The 17,987-nt window shown below is 58.9% G+C and carries 15 protein-coding genes; all 15 read left to right on the top strand.

Annotated features, from left to right (window positions below; genetic code table 11):
- Positions 1 to 219 precede the first annotated feature (219 nt).
- The 15 genes from U367_RS0113260 (at position 220) to U367_RS0113190 (ending at position 17,921) form a co-directional block, all read left to right on the top strand.
- A complete protein-coding gene (locus U367_RS0113260; protein WP_028617342.1) occupies positions 220 to 1,782 on the top strand; it encodes a sigma-54-dependent phenylalanine hydroxylase transcriptional regulator PhhR in 1,563 nt (520 codons plus the stop codon).
- Positions 1,783 to 2,109: 327 nt separating this feature from the next.
- Positions 2,110 to 2,850 carry a flagellar basal body rod protein FlgF gene (locus U367_RS0113255; RefSeq protein ID WP_015885209.1) on the top strand — a complete coding sequence of 247 codons (741 nt, stop codon included), beginning with the start codon at positions 2,110 to 2,112 and terminating at the stop codon, positions 2,848 to 2,850.
- 63 nt (positions 2,851 to 2,913) lie between these two features.
- Positions 2,914 to 3,699 (top strand): flagellar basal-body rod protein FlgG, encoded by a 786-nt coding sequence (flgG, locus tag U367_RS0113250; RefSeq protein ID WP_005790105.1) that lies wholly within the window; start codon positions 2,914 to 2,916, stop codon positions 3,697 to 3,699.
- 52 nt (positions 3,700 to 3,751) lie between these two features.
- Positions 3,752 to 4,447: a flagellar basal body L-ring protein FlgH gene (gene flgH, locus U367_RS0113245; RefSeq protein ID WP_028617341.1), complete on the top strand. Its 696-nt coding sequence runs from the start codon at positions 3,752 to 3,754 to the stop codon at positions 4,445 to 4,447.
- 27 nt (positions 4,448 to 4,474) lie between these two features.
- A complete protein-coding gene (locus U367_RS0113240) occupies positions 4,475 to 5,563 on the top strand; it encodes a flagellar basal body P-ring protein FlgI (RefSeq protein WP_033901075.1) in 1,089 nt (362 codons plus the stop codon).
- A gap of 4 nt (positions 5,564 to 5,567) precedes the next feature.
- Entirely contained in the window at positions 5,568 to 6,839 is a 1,272-nt protein-coding gene (gene flgJ, locus U367_RS0113235; RefSeq protein WP_028617340.1) for a flagellar assembly peptidoglycan hydrolase FlgJ, read from the top strand.
- A gap of 10 nt (positions 6,840 to 6,849) precedes the next feature.
- Positions 6,850 to 8,898: a flagellar hook-associated protein FlgK gene (gene flgK / locus U367_RS0113230; protein ID WP_028617339.1), complete on the top strand. Its 2,049-nt coding sequence runs from the start codon at positions 6,850 to 6,852 to the stop codon at positions 8,896 to 8,898.
- A 14-nt stretch (positions 8,899 to 8,912) separates the two neighbouring features.
- A complete protein-coding gene (locus U367_RS0113225; RefSeq protein ID WP_028617338.1) occupies positions 8,913 to 10,535 on the top strand; it encodes a flagellar hook-associated protein 3 in 1,623 nt (540 codons plus the stop codon).
- Positions 10,536 to 10,810: 275 nt separating this feature from the next.
- The gene (locus U367_RS0113220) at positions 10,811 to 11,740 is read left to right on the top strand and encodes a ketoacyl-ACP synthase III (RefSeq protein WP_028617337.1); all 930 of its coding nucleotides are present in this window, start codon (positions 10,811 to 10,813) and stop codon (positions 11,738 to 11,740) included.
- Positions 11,741 to 12,004: 264 nt separating this feature from the next.
- Positions 12,005 to 13,507: a flagellin N-terminal helical domain-containing protein gene (locus tag U367_RS0113215; protein ID WP_028617336.1), complete on the top strand. Its 1,503-nt coding sequence runs from the start codon at positions 12,005 to 12,007 to the stop codon at positions 13,505 to 13,507.
- 74 nt (positions 13,508 to 13,581) lie between these two features.
- On the top strand, positions 13,582 to 13,935 hold the full coding sequence (locus U367_RS0113210) for a flagellar protein FlaG (protein WP_028617335.1): 354 nt from the start codon (positions 13,582 to 13,584) through the stop codon (positions 13,933 to 13,935).
- A gap of 80 nt (positions 13,936 to 14,015) precedes the next feature.
- Positions 14,016 to 15,407, top strand: a complete 1,392-nt coding sequence (gene fliD, locus U367_RS0113205) for a flagellar filament capping protein FliD (RefSeq protein WP_028617334.1) — start codon at positions 14,016 to 14,018, stop codon at positions 15,405 to 15,407.
- Between the two features lie 141 nt (positions 15,408 to 15,548).
- On the top strand, positions 15,549 to 15,953 hold the full coding sequence (gene fliS, locus U367_RS0113200) for a flagellar export chaperone FliS (RefSeq protein WP_028617333.1): 405 nt from the start codon (positions 15,549 to 15,551) through the stop codon (positions 15,951 to 15,953).
- Between the two features lie 25 nt (positions 15,954 to 15,978).
- Positions 15,979 to 16,275, top strand: coding sequence for a flagellar protein FliT (gene fliT / locus U367_RS0113195; RefSeq protein WP_028617332.1), 297 nt, complete (start codon positions 15,979 to 15,981; stop codon positions 16,273 to 16,275).
- A gap of 170 nt (positions 16,276 to 16,445) precedes the next feature.
- Entirely contained in the window at positions 16,446 to 17,921 is a 1,476-nt protein-coding gene (locus U367_RS0113190; protein ID WP_028617331.1) for a sigma-54 dependent transcriptional regulator, read from the top strand.
- Positions 17,922 to 17,987 lie beyond the last annotated feature (66 nt).

Raw genomic sequence — 17,987 nt, 5'->3', positions numbered from 1 at the left:
GCGATGAGCTTATTGATAACCCGTGCGCGGCCGGATTCCACTCGTTTAAAACGCCGTTGCGTAGGAAAACTTACCATTTTTCGTAAAGTATTCGTTACGCTTGTGAGGCTGGCCGCTGCATTGGGCTGGGAAAAGCCTGCAAGCTGTAACATAATCTTGACGACTATCTGCGCCCAGCGACAAAAAGACGCGGCGCCTCCCCACTTTTCGGGCCTCTTCATGCGTATCAAAGTGCACTGCCAGAACCGCATCGGCATCCTGCGGGACATCCTCAACCTGTTGGTGGAATACGGTGTCAACGTCGCCAAGGGCGAGGTCGGCGGTGAGCATGGCAATGCCATCTACCTGTTTTGCCCGAATCTGGTGAACATGCAGTTCCAGGCGCTGCGCCCGCAGTTCGAGGCGATTGCCGGAGTGTTCGGCGTCAAAAGGGTAGGGCTGATGCCCAGCGAGCGTCGGCATATGGAGCTCAATGCACTGCTCGGCGCGCTGGAGTTCCCGGTACTGTCCATCGATATGGGCGGCTCTATCGTCGCCGCCAACCGCGCGGCGGCGCAGTTGCTCGGGGTACGGGTGGATGAGGTGCCGGGCATTCCGTTGTCGCGGTATGCCGAGGACTTCGACTTGCCGGAACTGGTGCGCGCGAGCAAATCGCGGATCAACGGTCTGCGGGTCAAGGTCAAGGGCGACGTGTTCTTGGCGGACATCGCGCCGCTGCAATCCTCCGAGCATGATGACAGCGAGGCCATGGCCGGTGCCGTGCTGACCCTGCACCGCGCCGACCGCGTCGGTGAGCGCATCTACAACGTGCGCAAGCAGGAGCTGCGTGGCTTTGACAGCATCTTCCAAAGCTCCAAAGTCATGGCCGCCGTGGTGCGCGAAGCCCGACGCATGGCGCCGCTGGATGCGCCTCTATTAATAGAAGGCGAAACCGGCACCGGCAAGGAACTGCTGGCGCGCGCCTGTCACTTGGCCAGCCCGCGTGGGCAATCGCCGTTGATGGCGCTTAATTGCGCGGGCTTGCCAGAGTCGATGGCCGAGACCGAGCTGTTCGGCTACGGTCCCGGCGCATTCGAAGGCGCACGGGCCGAAGGCAAGTTGGGGCTATTGGAACTGACGGCGGGCGGTACGTTGTTTCTCGATGGTGTCGGGGAGATGAGCGCGCGGCTACAGGTGAAGTTGCTGCGTTTTTTGCAGGATGGATGCTTCCGACGCGTAGGCAGCGATGAAGAGGTGTACCTGGACGTGCGCGTGATCTGCGCGACCCAGGTGGACTTGTCCGAGCTGTGTGCCCGTGGCGAATTCCGCCAGGACCTTTATCACCGCCTCAACGTGCTGTCGCTACATATTCCACCGCTGCGCGAATGCCTCGATGGTTTGGCGCCGCTGGTTGATCACTTTCTCGACCAGGCCAGTCGCCAGATCGGCTGCCCGTTGCCCAAGCTGGCGCCAGCAGCCATGGATCGCCTTAGCCACTACCACTGGCCGGGCAACGTACGGCAGTTGGAAAACGTGTTGTTCCAGGCGGTGTCGTTATGTGACGGCGGGACTGTCAAGGCCGAACATATCCGGTTGCCGGATTACGGCGTGCGTCAGCCGCTTGGCGATTTCTCGCTGGAGGGTGGCCTGGATGACATCGTCGGGCGGTTTGAGAAGGCGGTGTTGGAAGTCTTGTACGCTGAGCATTCCAGCAGCCGGCAGTTGGGTAAGCGACTGGGGGTATCCCACACCACCATCGCCAATAAACTGCGCGATTACGAAATCCTGAAGACCGATAAATAATTCGCGGACACTACGCGGTCAAAATGTGGGAGCGGGCTTGCTCGCGAATGCGGTGTGTCATTCAACACATGAGTGAGTGAACCACCGCATTCGTGAGCAAGCCCGCTCCCAAATCGGATCTTCGTCGTTTTCCAGACATGTGTTTGCCGCAGGCGGCAGTAGTCCGCCGTTTTTTCGACTCGCGCTCAATCCAGAAATCTCTCCACCTCACGGCAAACCCCCGCCCCGCCTGTACTTCACCTTCTTTTCAAAAGTTGGTTCGCAAATTGCTTAAGCCTCATCAGTACAGCGGTGGGCGGCAAGCGTCCGTCAGAAAGAGGAAAGAGCGTGGACAAGTACCTTTATGTGGCAATGACCGGCGCCAGCCAGAATGCTCTGGCGCAGAAGGCCCATGCCAACAACCTGGCGAACATTTCCACCAATGGTTTCCAACGTGACCTGGAGCAGGCACGTTCGATGCCGGTGTTCGGTGACAGCTTTCCGGCGCGGGCGTTTGCCTTGACTGAGCGCCCGGGCACTGACTTTTCTCCTGGCGCGATGATCGAGACCGGCCGTGACCTGGACGTCGCCGTCAGCGGTAATGGCTGGATGGCTGTGCAGACCCCGGACGGCAGCGAAGCCTATGTACGCAGCGCGAGCATGAACGTCGATGCATTGGGCGTGCTGCGCGCCGGCAACGGCATGCCGATCATGGGCAATGGTGGTCCGATTGCCGTGCCGCCCCAGCAGAAAATTGAAGTGGGTGCCGACGGCACCATCAGCATCCGCGCCATGGGTGAAGGCCCGCGCGTGATGGCTGAAGTGGACCGCATCAAGCTGGTCCAGCCGGACCTGAAGAACATGAATAAAGGCCTCGACGGCACTATCCACACCAAGGATGGCCAGCCGGCCCAGGCTGACGCGACGGTCACGCTGACCTCGGGCTTCCTGCAGGCGAGCAATGTCAACGCGGTGGAAGAAATGACCGCGGTGCTGGCGCTTTCCAAGCAGTTCGAGCTGCACATCAAGATGATGAACAGCGCCAAGGAAGACGACCAAGCCATGACGCGCGTCATGCAGATGAGCTGATTGCAGCCCACTCACTAATTTTGCGATGCAGCGCCAACAAACAGGCGCACGAAGGAGAACAGCATGCTTCCGGCTCTATGGGTTGCCAAAACAGGTTTGTCCGCCCAGGACACCAACCTGACCACCATTTCCAACAACTTGGCCAACGTGTCGACCACGGGTTTCAAACGTGACCGTGCCGAGTTCCAGGACTTGCTCTATCAGATCAAGAAGCAGCCGGGCGCCCAGTCCACCCAGGACAGCGAACTGCCGTCGGGTCTGCAATTGGGTACCGGTGTGCAGATCGTCGGCACCCAGAAGAACTTCAGCGCCGGTAACCTGCAACAGACCGGCCAGCCGCTGGACATGGCCATCAACGGCCGTGGTTTCTTCCAGATCCTGCAACCGGATGGCACCACGTCCTACACCCGTGACGGTACGTTCCACCTGGATTCCAACGGCCAGATCGTCACCGCCAACGGCTTTGCCCTGGAACCGGCCGTGGTCGTCCCCGCAGACGCCAAGACCTTCACCGTCGGCAACGACGGCACCGTGTCCATCACCGTGGCCGGCAACCCCGCGTCGCAAGTGATCGGCAACCTGCAGACCGCCGACTTCATCAACCCGGCCGGCCTGCAAGCCATGGGCAACAACCTGTTCCTGGAAACCGCCTCCAGCGGCGCGCCGCAAATCGGCACCCCTGGCTTGAACGGTTTCGGCACCACGCTGCAAAGCACCCTGGAAACCTCCAACGTGAGCACGGTCGAGGAGATGGTCAACATGATCACCACCCAGCGCGCCTACGAGATGAACTCCAAGGTGATCTCCACCGCCGACCAGATGCTTTCGTTCGTAACGCAGAATCTGTAATCAAGTCTATGGGGCGCTCTTGAGGCGCCTGCAACACCGTGAGGTAAGGGTCATGAATCGCTATGTTTCTGTTCTGGCATTGAGTGGGATTGCCGTGCTCGCGGGCTGTGTCGCCCCGACGCCAAAACCCAATGACCCGTACTACGCGCCGGTGTTGCCACGCACACCGTTGCCAGCGGCCGCCAACAATGGCTCGATCTACCAGGCCGGTTTCGAACAGAACCTGTACAGCGACCGTAAGGCGTTCCGGGTCGGTGACATCATCACCATCACCCTGAACGAGCGCACCCAGGCCAGCAAGAACGCTAACTCGCAGATCGGCAAGACCAGCAAGGCCAACCTCGGCCTGACCTCGTTGTTCGGCGCGGTGCCCAACACCAATAATCCATTGGGTGACGGCGACCTCAGCCTCAGCGCCGGCTACAGCGGCGATCGTGCCACCAACGGCAAGAGCGCGGCAGGGCAGGGCAACAGCCTGACCGGTTCGATCACCGTGACCGTGGCCGACGTATTGCCCAACGGCATCATCGCCGTGCGCGGTGAAAAGTGGATGACCCTCAACACCGGCGACGAGCTGGTGCGCATTGCCGGCATGGTCCGCGCCGATGACATCTCCACCGACAACACGGTGCCGTCGACGCGGATTGCCGATGCGCGCATCACCTACTCGGGTACAGGTTCGTTCGCTGATGCAAGCCAGCCGGGCTGGTTCGACCGTTTCTTCCTTAGCCCGCTGTTCCCTTTCTAGGTGGCCACTTTGAACTTCAAACAGCTGATGGCGGCCGCACTCCTGCTTTCCTTGAGCGCTGTCGCCCAGGCCGAACGCCTGAAGGACATCGCCAGCATCTCCGGCGTGCGTTCCAACCAGTTGATCGGTTACGGCCTGGTGGTGGGGCTCAACGGTACGGGTGACCAGACCACGCAGACCCCGTTCACCTTGCAGACCTTCAACAACATGCTCTCGCAGTTCGGCATCAAGGTGCCGGCGGGTTCGGGCAACGTGCAGTTGAAAAACGTCGCGGCGGTGTCGATCAGTGCTGACTTGCCGGCGTTCTCCAAGCCGGGCCAGGTGGTGGATATCACTGTGTCGTCCATCGGTAACTCGAAGAGCTTGCGCGGCGGCACCTTGCTGATGACGCCCCTCAAGGGTATCGACGGCAACGTCTACGCCATTGCCCAGGGCAACCTGGTGGTGGGCGGTTTTGACGCCGAAGGTCGCGACGGTTCGAAGATCACCGTCAACGTGCCGTCAGCCGGTCGAATCCCGGGTGGTGCCACCGTTGAGCGCACCGTGCCAAGCGGTTTCAATCAAGGCAACAGCCTGACCCTGAACCTCAATCGCTCCGACTTCACCACCGCCAAGCGCGTGGTCGACAAGATCAACGACATGCTCGGCCCTGGCGTGGCCCAGGCCATCGACGGCGGCTCGATCCGTGTGACCGCGCCGCTGGACCCAAGCCAGCGCGTCGACTACCTGTCGATCCTGGAAAACCTTGAAGTCGACCCAGGCCAGGCCGTGGCCAAAGTCATCATCAACTCGCGTACTGGCACCATCGTGATCGGTCAGAACGTCAAGGTATCGCCAGCAGCGGTGACCCACGGCAGCCTGACCGTGACCATCACCGAAGACCCGATCGTCAGCCAGCCGGGGCCATTGTCCAACGGCCAGACGGCGGTGGTGCCGCGTTCGCGCGTCAACGCCCAGCAAGAAGCCAAGCCTATGTTCAAGTTCGGCCCCGGCACCACCCTGGATGAGATTGTCCGCGCGGTGAACCAGGTGGGCGCAGCGCCCGGCGACTTGATGGCGATTCTTGAAGCACTGAAGCAGGCCGGCGCCTTACAAGCCGACCTGATCGTGATCTGAGGCCATGGCCATGGATATGCGCAAGAGCGGCATCAGCAGCACGGCGGACTCGGGGTCTTACTCCGACTTGAACCGGCTTAACCAGCTCAAGGTCGGTGCCGACAAGAACAGCGAAGGCAACATGCGCAAGGTGGCGCAGGAGTTCGAATCGCTGTTCCTGAGCGAGATGCTCAAGTCCATGCGTTCGGCCACCGAGGCATTGGGCAAGGACAACCCGATGAACACGCCCGCCGCCAAGCAGTACCAGGAAATGTACGACCAGCAGCTGGCGGTCTCGATGTCCCGCGAAGGCGGTGGTATCGGCTTGGCCGACGTGCTGATGCGCCAGATGCAGAGGAACAAACCGGTGGAGGCCCAGGCCGCCACCTTGCAAGGCCCGGCGGCGGCTGAGCCTGTGAAGAAAGTTGATGTGCCGACAGAAATTGCCGCAGGCACCCAGGCTGATGGGCCTTTGGGCCGCTCCAATGGCCAGCGTCCGCTGTGGGCTTACCGCGTGGCTGAGCCACAGGCGGGTGCCCCGTCGGCCCATAGCAATGACATGGAATTGATGAATCAGCGGCGCATCGCCTTACCGAGCAAGCTGACTGATCGCCTGCTTGCCGGCATTGTGCCAAGCACCCAGGTGACCGGCGAAGCCAAGGCCGCGCCATTGCGTAACAGCGCCGCTGACGACAACGTCGTCAACAGTGCGGCGCGCACCTTCGCCGTGCCGAGCGGGCGCATGCAGGTCTACGGCCGCGCCGTGGCCCAGCCACCGTTGGCACCGGCGAAGAAAGCCTTCAGTTCGCAGGATGAATTTGTCGCCACCATGTTGCCGATGGCCAAGGCGGCCGCCGCGCGTATTGGTGTCGATCCGAAGTACCTGGTGGCCCAGGCTGCCCTGGAAACCGGCTGGGGTAAATCGGTGATGCGCGCCGAAGATGGCAGCAGCAGCCACAACCTGTTCGGCATCAAGGCCGGCCAGAGTTGGCAGGGCGGCCAGGCTCGCGCGATCACCAGCGAGTTCCGTGATGGGGCGATGGTCAAGGAGACGGCACAGTTCCGTTCCTACGACTCCTATCAGGACAGCTTCCATGACCTGGTGACGTTGCTGCAAAGCAATGATCGCTATAAAGAAGTTGTGAAGTCGGCCGACAACCCGGAACAGTTTGTGCGCGAGTTGCAAAAAGCCGGTTACGCCACCGATCCGGCCTATGCCAGCAAGATTTCGCAGATCGCCAAAACGATGGACAGTTACCAGAATTACGCTGCCGCTGGCGCAACCACACATTTATAAGGTCTGAACCATGAGTTTGCTCAGTATCGGGATGTCAGGACTCAATTCCGCTCAAGGATCGTTGTCGGTCTTGAGTAACAACATTGCCAACGCCAACACAGCGGGTTACTCACGGCAGCAGACCACCCAGAACGCCAACGCGGCCAATCAGTTTGGTGGCGTGTTCATCGGCAGTGGCACCACCCTGGCCGATGTACGCCGGGTGTATAACGAGTTTCTCGACGCGGCGTACCAGAACAGCACCTCGCTCAACAGCGATGCCAAGGCGTATCTGGATCAGGTCAGCGCCGTGGACAAGACGCTGTCGGACAAGACCACCGGCATGTCGTCCGTGCTCAGCGCGTTCTTCGCGGCGGCTCAGACCGCATCCGCTAACCCGAGCGACACGTCGGCGCGCCAGATTCTGCTCACCAGCGCCCAGACCTTGAGCAACCGGTTCAACTCGATCTCCAACCAGTTGAGCCAGCAAAAAGAGACCATCAACAGTCAGTTGACCTCCATGGCTGACCAGGTCAACCAACTGACCTCGTCGATTGCGTCCCTCAACAAGCAGATCAACCAGGTGCAAGGTGCGTCGAACACCACGCCGGCCAACCTGCTGGATGCGCGCGCCGAGGCCGTACGCTCGCTCAATGAGCTGATCGGCGTAACCGCCACCGAGAAAAACGGTGTGTTCAGTGTCAGCACCGGCACCGGTCAATCGCTGGTGCTGGGCGATCAGTCCAACTCGATTTCTGCAGTGCCTGGCAAGGACGATCCGACCCAGTACACCATTCAGATGAACATGCCGGGTAACACGGCGGTAGACATCGGCAATGTGATCAGTGGCGGCAGTATCGGCGGCCTGATGCGCTATCGCAGTGACGTGTTGATGCCAGCCATCAACGACCTGGGACGCATCGCCATCGTCACCGCCGATACGATCAACAGCCAGCTGGGGCAGGGCATCGACCTGAATGGCGAGTTCGGCGCGTCGATGTTCAAGGACATCAATAGCGCAGCAGCAGTGGCTTTGCGCAGTGTGGCCGGTCAAGGCAACCAAGGCGCCGGTAGCCTGGGTGTGACGATCAAGGACACCAGCAAGCTGACCAACTACGATTATAAGGTCACCTTCAGTGACCCGACCAATCTCAACAAAGTGACGGTGCAGCGCTCCGATGGCAAAGCCATGGGTACTTTTGATATCACCGCCACACCGCCTTCGGTGATCGACGGCTTTACCCTTGAACTTAAAAACGGCCCAATGTCGGCCGGTGACAGCTTCAAGGTCAGCCCGACCGCCAGCGGCGCGAAGGACATCGGCACGGTCCTCACCGACCCGAGCAAGATTGCCTTCGCTGCACCGCTCAAAGGCGAGGCCAGCAAAACCAACCAGGGCACCGGCACCTTCACGCCGCCGACCTTGACCGTGCCGCTGGATCTCCAGGGTGGCGCCAATACCGCGCAACTGCGCGTCGGCATTGAAAACTCGATGCCGGTGAAGATGGTATTTGGCAAGCCTGCGGCCGACGGCACCCAGAGCTATACGATCAACGACGCCAAGGGCGCTCCGATCGGCACCGGCACCATTATTCCGGGGCAGGCCAACAAGATCAGCATCAACGTACCGATGCGCGATGCCAGCGGCGCCCTGGTGGTGCCGGCCAAGAGCTTCAGCTTTGACACCTCGGTGGCTGGCTCGCCGACCGATGGCGACAGCACCACCTTTTCGTTCAATGCCAGTGGCAAGTCCGACAACCGCAATGCCCAGGAACTGCTGAACCTGCAAACCAAGGCGACCGTAGGTGTGGCAGCAGATGGCACCGGCGGCACCAGCCTGGTCGGGGCCAACAGCAAGTTGGTCTCGACGGTCGGCGCCAAGGCCGCAGCGGCCACCACGGACACGACTGCCACCAACGCGTTGCTGACGGCTAACAAAAATGCGCGCAACTCCGTGTCCCAGGTCAACCTGGATGAAGAGGCGGGCGACATGATCAAGTTCCAGCAGTACTACACAGCGTCGTCGCAGATCATCAAGGCTGCGCAAGAAACCTTCAGCACGCTGATCAATAGTCTTTAAGGGAGTCTGGGACGATGCGCATTTCTACACAGCAGTATTTCGACACCAGTGCCGCCAAGTACCAGAACAACTATGCCGGCGTGGTGCAGGCTCAGCAGCAGGCGAGTTCCGGCGTGCGCGTGCAAACCGCTGGGGATGACCCGGTGGCGGCGCAGCGTTTGCTGATGCTGCAGCAGCAGAAAGACATGCTGGCGCAGTTCAGTGGCAACATCACCAATATCCAGAGCTCGCTGACTAACGAAGAAAGCGTGTTGACCGCGATCAGCGCGACGATCCAGGCCGCCAGCCAGTTGGCGTTGAAGGCCGGTGGCGTGACCAGTGATGCCGATCGCAAATCCATCTCGGTCGAAGTGGGTGCCCTTGAAGACCAGTTGCTGGGCTTGCTCAACAGCAAGGATGCGGCGGGCAACTACCTGTTCTCCGGCTCCAAGACCGATACGCCACCGTACTCGCGCAACATTGACGGCACCTACAATTATCAGGGCGACGAAAACGAGCTGAGCCTGCAGGTTTCCGAGACGTTGACCGTGCGTACGGGCGACACCGGCAAGACCATTCTGGAAGGCGCGGCCAACAACAGCCGCACCCAGTCCACATACACCACGCCGGCCCCTGTGCCTCCGGCGACGACACCGTCGCAGGTGAATGACAACAAAGTTGCCATCTCGGCCGGTCTGATTACCTCGAGTGTCGACTACAGTAAGTCGTTCGCCGACGGTCAGCCGTACAAAGTGACCTTCAGCAGCAGCACCCAGTACGTGGTGACCGACAAGGACAACAACGACATTACCTCGCAACTCCCGGGTAATGGCACGTTCGACTCCACCAAGGAAGGCAGCGCCAGCATCAACATACGCGGGGTCAAGTTCGATATCACCGTCGACCTGACCGACAAAGCCACCGGGCCTGATGCCGATGCCATGGTCAAAGGCCGTGAGTTCACCCTGGCCGCCAAGCCGGACACGTTTAACGTCTCCCGCACCGCTAGCAACACGTCGCCGACGCAGCTGACCAATGCCACGGTCAGCAACCCCGCTAAATATGCCAGCACCTTCCCGGCCAACAGCGGTGTGCTGGTCAAGTTCAGCGACACTGATTCGTCGGCCTTCCAGGTGTTTGCACAGCCCTACAACGCCAACAGCAAGCCGATTGATTCAGGCGTCATCGACACCACTACCACGCCGAACTCGATCACTGTGGCCGGTGTGACTTTTGGCTTGAGTGGCACACCGGCTGTGGGTGATCAATTCGCGATCGGCGCCAGCACCCAGAAAACCCAGAGTGCGCTCGACACCTTGAGCCAATTGCGCAAGGCTCTGGAGCAACCGGCCGACGGTATTCCTGGCGCGCGGGTGAAGCTGCAGGATGCCCTGAACGCCGCTGTCAGCAACCTGACCAGTTCCGCGGACCAAGTGGACAACGTGCGCGGTTCCATCGGCGCGCGGCAGAACGCGCTCACCGTGCAGTCCAGCGAAAACGAAAGTGTCGGGCTGGCCAACAAATCGACCATGAGCGCCCTGGCGAACATCGACATGGGCGAAGCGGCGATCAACCTGACCCTGCAGCAAACCATGCTGGAGGCGTCGCAGTTGGCCTTCGTGAAAATCTCGCAGTTGAGCCTGTTCAACAAGATGTAAATAGCTTTACGTCAAGCGGCCCGCCCTGGAAACAGGGCGGGCCGTTGTCGTTTCCGGGATTTAATTGTTTGAAGGTTTTGCATAAAGCACACAAAATTGAGTGACCTGTGAGTCATAAAGCGCATCTTCACTGTATCGTGTGAAAAGGATAAGTCGTCACAGGGTCCTTGCGAGACGGCTTTCAGCGAGATTTTTATGGGGTTATCCCCTTTATTGTCAGCACTCCGGGCGTGGCCCAGGGGTGTTCTCCAGCTATTTAGTATTGGGAAGCCACAATGATTGGCATAAAAAGCATCGCCAGTTACGTGCCGGCAGACGGGATCGATAACTACGCCCAGGGTGCCAAATTCGCCAAGGATGAAGAATTCATCATTGGCAAGATCGGTTCGGCGTTCCTGCCGCGCAAGGAAGCCGCGCAGGAAACCTCCGATCTGTGTGTCGAGGCGGTCAACGCTTTGCTTGCCAACAACCCGGATTTGAAACGCGAATCCATTGACGCGCTGATCGTCGTCACCCAGAACGGTGATGAAGAGGGCTTGCCCCACACGGCGGCCATCGTCCAGGACAAGCTCGGCCTGCCGACCCACGTCGCGGCCTTTGATATCTCCCTGGGTTGTTCCGGTTACGTCTACGGCATCTATGCGATGAAGGGCTTCATGGAAGCCGCGGGCCTGAAAAACGGCCTGCTGATCACCGCTGACCCGTACTCCAAGATCGTCGACCCGGAAGATCGCAACACCACCATGCTGTTTGGCGATGCTGCTACTGCCACCTGGATGGGCGAAGATGCGCCGTGGTTGCTGGGCAAGTCGAAGTTCGGCACCGACGGTTCCGGTGCGCCGCACCTGAAGGTCAGTGACGGCGTGTTCTTCATGAACGGCCGCCAGGTCTTCAACTTCGCCCTGCTCAAGGTGCCGGCGCATTTGCATGAGCTGCTCAATGAGTCAGATCTCAAGGCCGATGAGATCGATGCGTTCTGCATCCACCAGGGCAGTGCGGCGATTGTCGACGCCGTGGCGCGTCGTTTTGAAGATGCACCCGTGGACAAGTTCATCAAGGACATGGTCGAGACCGGTAATACCGTGTCGTCGAGCATTCCGCTGCTGCTGGAAAAGCACGTGATGGACGCTACCTGGAAGCGCGTGGCAATCAGCGGTTTTGGTGTGGGCCTGTCGTGGGGCTCGGCGATTCTCTATCGCCCTTGATGCCTTGATAGCTTCAATAAAAAACGCCGAGGTTCGAAAGAGCCTCGGCGTTTTTTATTTGGCGCCAGAAAACCCAATGAAAACGGGGTTTGGGGCCCGCGTAAACCCTTGAATTGCAAGGGGTGGCACGGCGCCAGTAAAAAAATCAAAAAAAATCCTCAAGCAACCGGCTAGCACGACGATAACTATTACGTAGGTTCTCAGGCCACACCCGGCGGTTGCCAGGGCCGGAAGCCGCAGTATCCATCCAACGAGGATTTCGTCATGGCTTTAACAGTAAACACCAACATTGCTTCCATCACTACTCAGGGCAACCTGAACAAAGCTGGCGGCGCCCTGGCCACTTCCATGCAGCGCCTGTCTTCCGGCCTGCGTATCAACAGCGCTAAAGACGACGCTGCCGGCCTGCAGATCGCTAACCGCCTGACCAGCCAAATCAACGGCCTGGGCCAAGCAGTCAAAAACGTGAACGATGGTATCTCGATCGCTCAGACCGCTGAAGGCGCGATGCAGGCTTCGACCGACATCCTGCAAAAAATGCGTACCCTGGCTCTGTCCTCGGCTACTGGTTCCCTGAGCGCTGACGACCGTAAGTCGAACAACGACGAATACCAGGCTCTGACTTCGGAACTGACCCGTATCTCCAACACCACCACTTTCGGTGGCCAGAAGTTGCTGGACGGTTCGTACGGTACCAAAGCTATCCAGGTTGGTGCTAACGCCAACGAAACCATCAACCTGAGCCTGGAAAACGTTTCGGCCCAGAACATTGGTTCGCAGCAGATCAAGTCGAGCAAAATCGCACTGAACGCGACTGGCGTTGCGGCAACGACCTTGAACGTTACCGGTAACGGTCAGACTGGCAAAGTTGATGTCAAAGTTGGCGACTCGGCCAAGACCATCGCTGCTGGCCTGAACGGCGCCATCGGTGGCCTCAGCGCTACTGCCAGCACTGAAGTCAAATTCTCGGTTGACACCACCCTGACCAAGGGTATCACCGCTGATCCTACCGCTACTCCTCCAGTTGTAGGTGTTGCAGGTGTACCGGCCAACTTCTCGCTGACCGTGGGCTCTTCCACCGTTAAGTTCGTAGGCGTGACCGACACCGCTGGCCTGGCTGACCAACTGAAGTCCAACGCTGCCAAGCTGGGCATCAGCGTTAACTACGACGAAGCCAAAGGTACCCTGGAAGTCAAGTCCGACACCGGCGAAAACCTGTCCTTCGCGAGCGACACTGGCGGTGCAGCCATTTCCGTAAACGTTAAAGACGGTAACGGCAAATACGCGATGAACGCTGGTGGCACCGCTGAAGCGCCAACCGCTTTGTCGGGTACCGTAGGTACTGTGACCGTTGCTACTGGCCAGGTTTCGCTGGATTCGTCCAAAGGCTACGCCATTGCCGACGCAAGCGCGGCTCCACTGTTCGGCTCTGCTGACGTGTCTTCCCAGAAGACCACCGTTGCTCAGACCGACGTGACTGACGCCTACAACGCTCAGAACGCCCTGGCTGTCATCGACAAGGCCATCGGCACCATCGACAGCGTACGTTCGGGCCTGGGTGCTACCCAGAACCGTCTGACTACCACTGCAGACAACCTGCAGAACATTCAGAAGAACTCCACCGCTGCACGTTCCACCGTTCAGGACGTCGACTTCGCTTCCGAAACCGCCGAACTGACCAAGCAACAAACCCTGCAATCGGCTTCCACCGCGATCCTGTCGCAGGCTAACCAGCTGCCATCCGCTGTACTGAAGCTGCTTCAGTAATCCCAGCGCTTGGTAACTAACGGAAGGGCGCGTCTACGTGCCCTTCCGTTTTTTCGGTTTAGAGGAGATTGGACATGGACATGAGTGTAAAGCTGAACCAGTCTTATCCGCCGGTTGCCCCTCAAGGCGCACCTGCACCGGTAGCAGCTGCCGACAAAAGCATCACCAAAGTCCAGGAAGCGCCAGCCACAGGCAAAGAGCCTGAGCGCGCGGACCTGGAACAAGCAGTAACCGATATTCGCGAATTTGTACAAGCTGCCCAGCGCAGTCTGGATTTTTCCATTGATGACTCCACCCATCGAGTGGTGGTCAAGGTCATCGCCACCGACAGTGGTGAAGTGATTCGCCAGATTCCTTCGGAAACGGCACTGAAGCTGGCACAGAACCTTTCCAGCGCAAGCCACCTGTTGTTTGACGACAAAGCCTGAGCTGGCATGAAACTTGTTGCTGTCTTGTCTTGAGGCATAACCAGTCAAGATAACGGCAGCCACCGAACAGGAGATAGATGATGGCGGGTTCAACGGTAAGTGGTATCGGTTCAAACATCGATACGCAAGCGATCGTGAAGTCCTTGGTGGACGCCGAAAAGGTGCCCAAGCAGACGCAGATCAATACCGCGTCCCAGAAGGCGACCACCACGCTGTCTTCGATCGGCAAGATTCAGGCGGCGCTGGATGCGTTTCGTGGTGCGCTGGACACCATGTCCAAGGACAGCAGCTTTACCGGTTTGACCGGTTCCTCTTCGGATGAGAAGACGGCGACCATGACGGCCAGTAATACGGCGTCGAATGGTAGCTTCCGGCTGATCGTCGACCAGTTGGCTCAGGCGTCAAAGTTGTCGAGTAAAAACTTCACTGGCGGCACTTCGACAGTTGTTAATGCCACGAACAAGCCGACTACGTTGACCATTTCCCAGTCAGGTAAGAATTACGATCTCAGCGTTCCGGCCGGTGCAACCTTGCAGCAGGTGCGAGATTCGATCAATTCCCAGTTCGGCACATCGGGGTTGAGTGCAAACATCCAGACCGACTCCAATGGTTCTCGGTTGATCCTTACTTCGACGACCATGGGCACGGGCTCGGACCTCACGCTTTCGGGCACTTCTGGGCTGGACGTGGGTTCCACTGTTGTCGATTATCCCAAGGATGCGCAGTACAGCATTGATGGTGTTGCGTCTGTATCCAAGACCAACAATATCGAAGGTGCCCTTAGTGGTGTGAACATCAAATTGGTGGCAACTTCAACTTACAAGACGGGCACGTCCGGCGATAAAAACGCTACGCTCATCACCGTCAGTACCAACAATACGGCGCTGAAGTCTGGGGTAAAGGGCTTTATTGATACTTACAACGCCTTGATTACGGCCATGAATGCCGAAACCAAGGTCACCAAGAACCTGGACGGCAGCACCACGCCAGCCGCCCTGACAGGCGACTCGACCATGCGATCGCTGCAGGCCGCGATCCGTAATGAGTTCAATGAGTTGTCCGGGACGGGTCAGTTCAAGTCCTTGGCTCAATTTGGTATCAGCACCAGCTCTACCACTGGACTGCTGACGATTGATGACAAGAAGTGGGATGCGGCGGTTAAAACCAACGGTGCCGACATCAATAGCATGTTCACCGGCAAGGATGGCATGCTGGCGCGTATGAAAAGCGCGACCGATGATTTCGCCAAGGCGTCTACTGGCGTCCTGGCCACGCGTTCCACCTCACTGTCTGACAGCCTGAAAGACCTGGGCAAGCAGCAGGAAACCCTGAACGAGCGTATGGACCTGCTGACCAAAAGCCTGTCCGACAAGTACAACGCCATGGACACCCTGGTCGCCCAGCTGCGCCAGCAAAGCACCAGCGTCATGACCACGCTCAACGCCTTGAACAACCCCAAGACCAATAATTGATTCCAAGTGAATGCAAAAGGCCAGGCAACCTGCCTGGCCTTTTTTGTATCGGAGGACGACTGGCGCTAAAGCTTTTTGCGACCCAGTCGACATATTGGTTACTGAAATCCTTTTCGCTGTCGCCTGTCACGAGGTAGAAACATGAATCCCATGAGAGCCCTTCGCCAATACCAGAAGGTCAATTCCCATGCTCAGATCTCCGAAGCCAGCCCTCATCGTCTGGTGCAGATGCTGATGGAAGGCGGCCTCGACCGCATGGCCCAGGCCAAAGGTGCGTTGGCGCGCGGCGATATCGCGACCAAGGGCCTGATGCTCGGCAAGGCGATTGATATCGTAATCGGCCTGCGTGACGGCCTGGATGCGGAAAAGAGCGATAACCCGGCTTACGTTCAGCAGTTGGAAAGTCTGTATGCCTACATGACTAACCGTCTTATGGAAGCGAATCTGCACAACGATGCCGAGATGATCGACGAAGTAGCGCGTTTGATGATTACCGTTAAAGAAGGCTGGGATGCCATCGGCGCGCCACAAGGCGCGGCAGAATAAGGCCATCGGCCTTGAGGAATACGTCATGAGCCAAGCATTGCAACGCATTGATGAAACCCGTGAGGCGCTGATGGGCGCGTTGGCGGACCGTAACTGGGACGCTATCGGCGAACTGGACATGGGCTGTCGCGACGTCATCGAGCAGGTGCTCAGTGAAGCGCCGGTCGATGAGGATGCGTTGCGTGAAAAGCTTGAGAGCCTGCTGGCGGTTTACCAGCAATTGCTTGAGGTGACGACGGGCGAACGCCAGGCGATTTTCGAAGAGATGTCGCAGATCAACCAAGCGAAAAATGCGTCAAAGGTTTACCATCTGTTCGGCTGAATGGGCTCAGTTAGTCCGAACGGTGCGTCATATATTTGACTGTGCCAGCATTTTTGACTTAACTAGTGCTGTTTTCAGATTTCAGACGTCTAGTAAGGTACAAAGTCTTACAGGCGTCTCGATTGCCCTCACTCCGGGGCAGGAAGTTTTACTAGGGAAGTTGCTATTGCATGTGGCGTGAAACCAAAATTCTGCTGATTGATGACGATAGCGTCCGCCGCCGCGATTTAGCGGTGATTTTGAATTTTCTTGGCGAAGAAAATCTGCCCTGCGGCAGCCATGATTGGCAGCAGGCGGTCAGCTCATTGTCATCGAGCCGTGAAGTCATTTGTGTGCTGATCGGGACGGTAAACGCTCCTGGCGCTGTTTTGGGCTTGTTAAAGACACTGTCAACCTGGGATGAGTTCCTTCCCGTGTTGCTAATGGGCGATATTTCTTCCGTCGACCTGCCCGAAGACCAGCGCCGCCGGGTGCTCTCCACGCTGGAAATGCCCCCCAGCTACAGCAAATTGCTCGATTCCCTGCACCGTGCCCAGGTCTATCGCGAGATGTACGACCAGGCCCGCGAGCGCGGCCGTCACCGCGAACCCAACCTGTTCCGCAGCCTGGTCGGCACCAGCCGCGCCATCCAGCACGTGCGCCAGATGATGCAGCAAGTGGCCGACACCGACGCCAGCGTGCTGATCCTTGGCGAGTCCGGCACCGGCAAGGAAGTGGTTGCGCGCAACCTGCACTATCACTCCAAGCGCCGCGACGGGCCTTTCGTGCCGGTCAACTGCGGGGCGATCCCGGCAGAACTGCTTGAAAGCGAATTGTTCGGCCACGAAAAGGGCGCCTTTACCGGCGCGATCACCAGCCGTGCCGGGCGTTTCGAGTTGGCTAACGGCGGCACGCTGTTCCTCGACGAAATCGGCGACATGCCGCTGCCGATGCAGGTCAAGCTGCTGCGCGTATTGCAGGAACGTACCTTCGAGCGCGTGGGCAGCAACAAGACCCAGAGCGTCGACGTGCGCATCATCGCGGCGACCCACAAGAACCTCGAAAGCATGATCGAGGTCGGCAGCTTCCGCGAAGACCTGTACTACCGCCTCAACGTATTCCCGATCGAGATGGCCCCGCTGCGTGAGCGCGTGGAAGACATCCCGTTGCTGATGAACGAGTTGATCTCGCGCATGGAGCACGAGAAGCGTGGTTCGATCCGCTTCAACTCCGCCGCGATCATGTCCCTGTGCCGCCACGGCTGGCCGGGCAACGTGCGCGAGCTGGCCAACCTGGTGGAGCGCATGGCGATCATGCACCCCTACGGCGTGATCGGCGTGGTCGAGCTGCCGAAGAAATTCCGCTACGTCGACGACGAAGACGAGCAACTGGTCGACAGCCTGCGCAGCGACATGGAAGAGCGCGTCGCCATCAATGGCCATACGCCAGACTTTGGCAACACCGCGATGCTGCCGCCCGAAGGCCTGGACCTGAAGGACTACCTCGGCAACCTGGAACAAGGCCTGATCCAGCAGGCCCTGGACGACGCCAACGGCATCGTCGCCCGTGCCGCCGAGCGCCTGCGCATCCGTCGCACCACCCTGGTGGAGAAGATGCGCAAGTACGGCATGAGCCGCAAAGAAGGTGATGAACAGGCGGATGATTGACGCCTGTTTTTTAAATCACTGAAACTTCAGTGGTTTTTTTTCGGCACGGGTATTGCTACAGCCCTC

Source organism: Pseudomonas canadensis, assembly GCF_000503215.1.
Taxonomy (GTDB): Bacteria; Pseudomonadota; Gammaproteobacteria; order Pseudomonadales; family Pseudomonadaceae; genus Aquipseudomonas; species Aquipseudomonas canadensis.
The sequence above is the reverse complement of the archived record's forward strand: the minus strand, read 5'-3'. Positions and strand labels throughout refer to the sequence as shown.

What these genes read in the sequence shown, in the direction of transcription:
- flgG (WP_005790105.1), top strand. Translation starts at nt 2,914, where the DNA reads ATGCTTCCGGCTCTATGGGTTGCCAAAACAGGTTTGTCCGCCCAGGAC.
- U367_RS0113225 (WP_028617338.1), top strand. Translation starts at nt 8,913, where the DNA reads ATGCGCATTTCTACACAGCAGTATTTCGACACCAGTGCCGCCAAGTAC.
- fliS (WP_028617333.1), top strand. Translation starts at nt 15,549, where the DNA reads ATGAATCCCATGAGAGCCCTTCGCCAATACCAGAAGGTCAATTCCCAT.
- flgH (WP_028617341.1), top strand. Translation starts at nt 3,752, where the DNA reads ATGAATCGCTATGTTTCTGTTCTGGCATTGAGTGGGATTGCCGTGCTC.
- U367_RS0113240 (WP_033901075.1), top strand. Translation starts at nt 4,475, where the DNA reads ATGGCGGCCGCACTCCTGCTTTCCTTGAGCGCTGTCGCCCAGGCCGAA.
- U367_RS0113220 (WP_028617337.1), top strand. Translation starts at nt 10,811, where the DNA reads ATGATTGGCATAAAAAGCATCGCCAGTTACGTGCCGGCAGACGGGATC.
- U367_RS0113260 (WP_028617342.1), top strand. Translation starts at nt 220, where the DNA reads ATGCGTATCAAAGTGCACTGCCAGAACCGCATCGGCATCCTGCGGGAC.
- flgJ (WP_028617340.1), top strand. Translation starts at nt 5,568, where the DNA reads ATGGCCATGGATATGCGCAAGAGCGGCATCAGCAGCACGGCGGACTCG.
- U367_RS0113210 (WP_028617335.1), top strand. Translation starts at nt 13,582, where the DNA reads ATGGACATGAGTGTAAAGCTGAACCAGTCTTATCCGCCGGTTGCCCCT.
- U367_RS0113215 (WP_028617336.1), top strand. Translation starts at nt 12,005, where the DNA reads ATGGCTTTAACAGTAAACACCAACATTGCTTCCATCACTACTCAGGGC.
- U367_RS0113190 (WP_028617331.1), top strand. Translation starts at nt 16,446, where the DNA reads ATGTGGCGTGAAACCAAAATTCTGCTGATTGATGACGATAGCGTCCGC.
- fliD (WP_028617334.1), top strand. Translation starts at nt 14,016, where the DNA reads ATGGCGGGTTCAACGGTAAGTGGTATCGGTTCAAACATCGATACGCAA.
- flgK (WP_028617339.1), top strand. Translation starts at nt 6,850, where the DNA reads ATGAGTTTGCTCAGTATCGGGATGTCAGGACTCAATTCCGCTCAAGGA.
- fliT (WP_028617332.1), top strand. Translation starts at nt 15,979, where the DNA reads ATGAGCCAAGCATTGCAACGCATTGATGAAACCCGTGAGGCGCTGATG.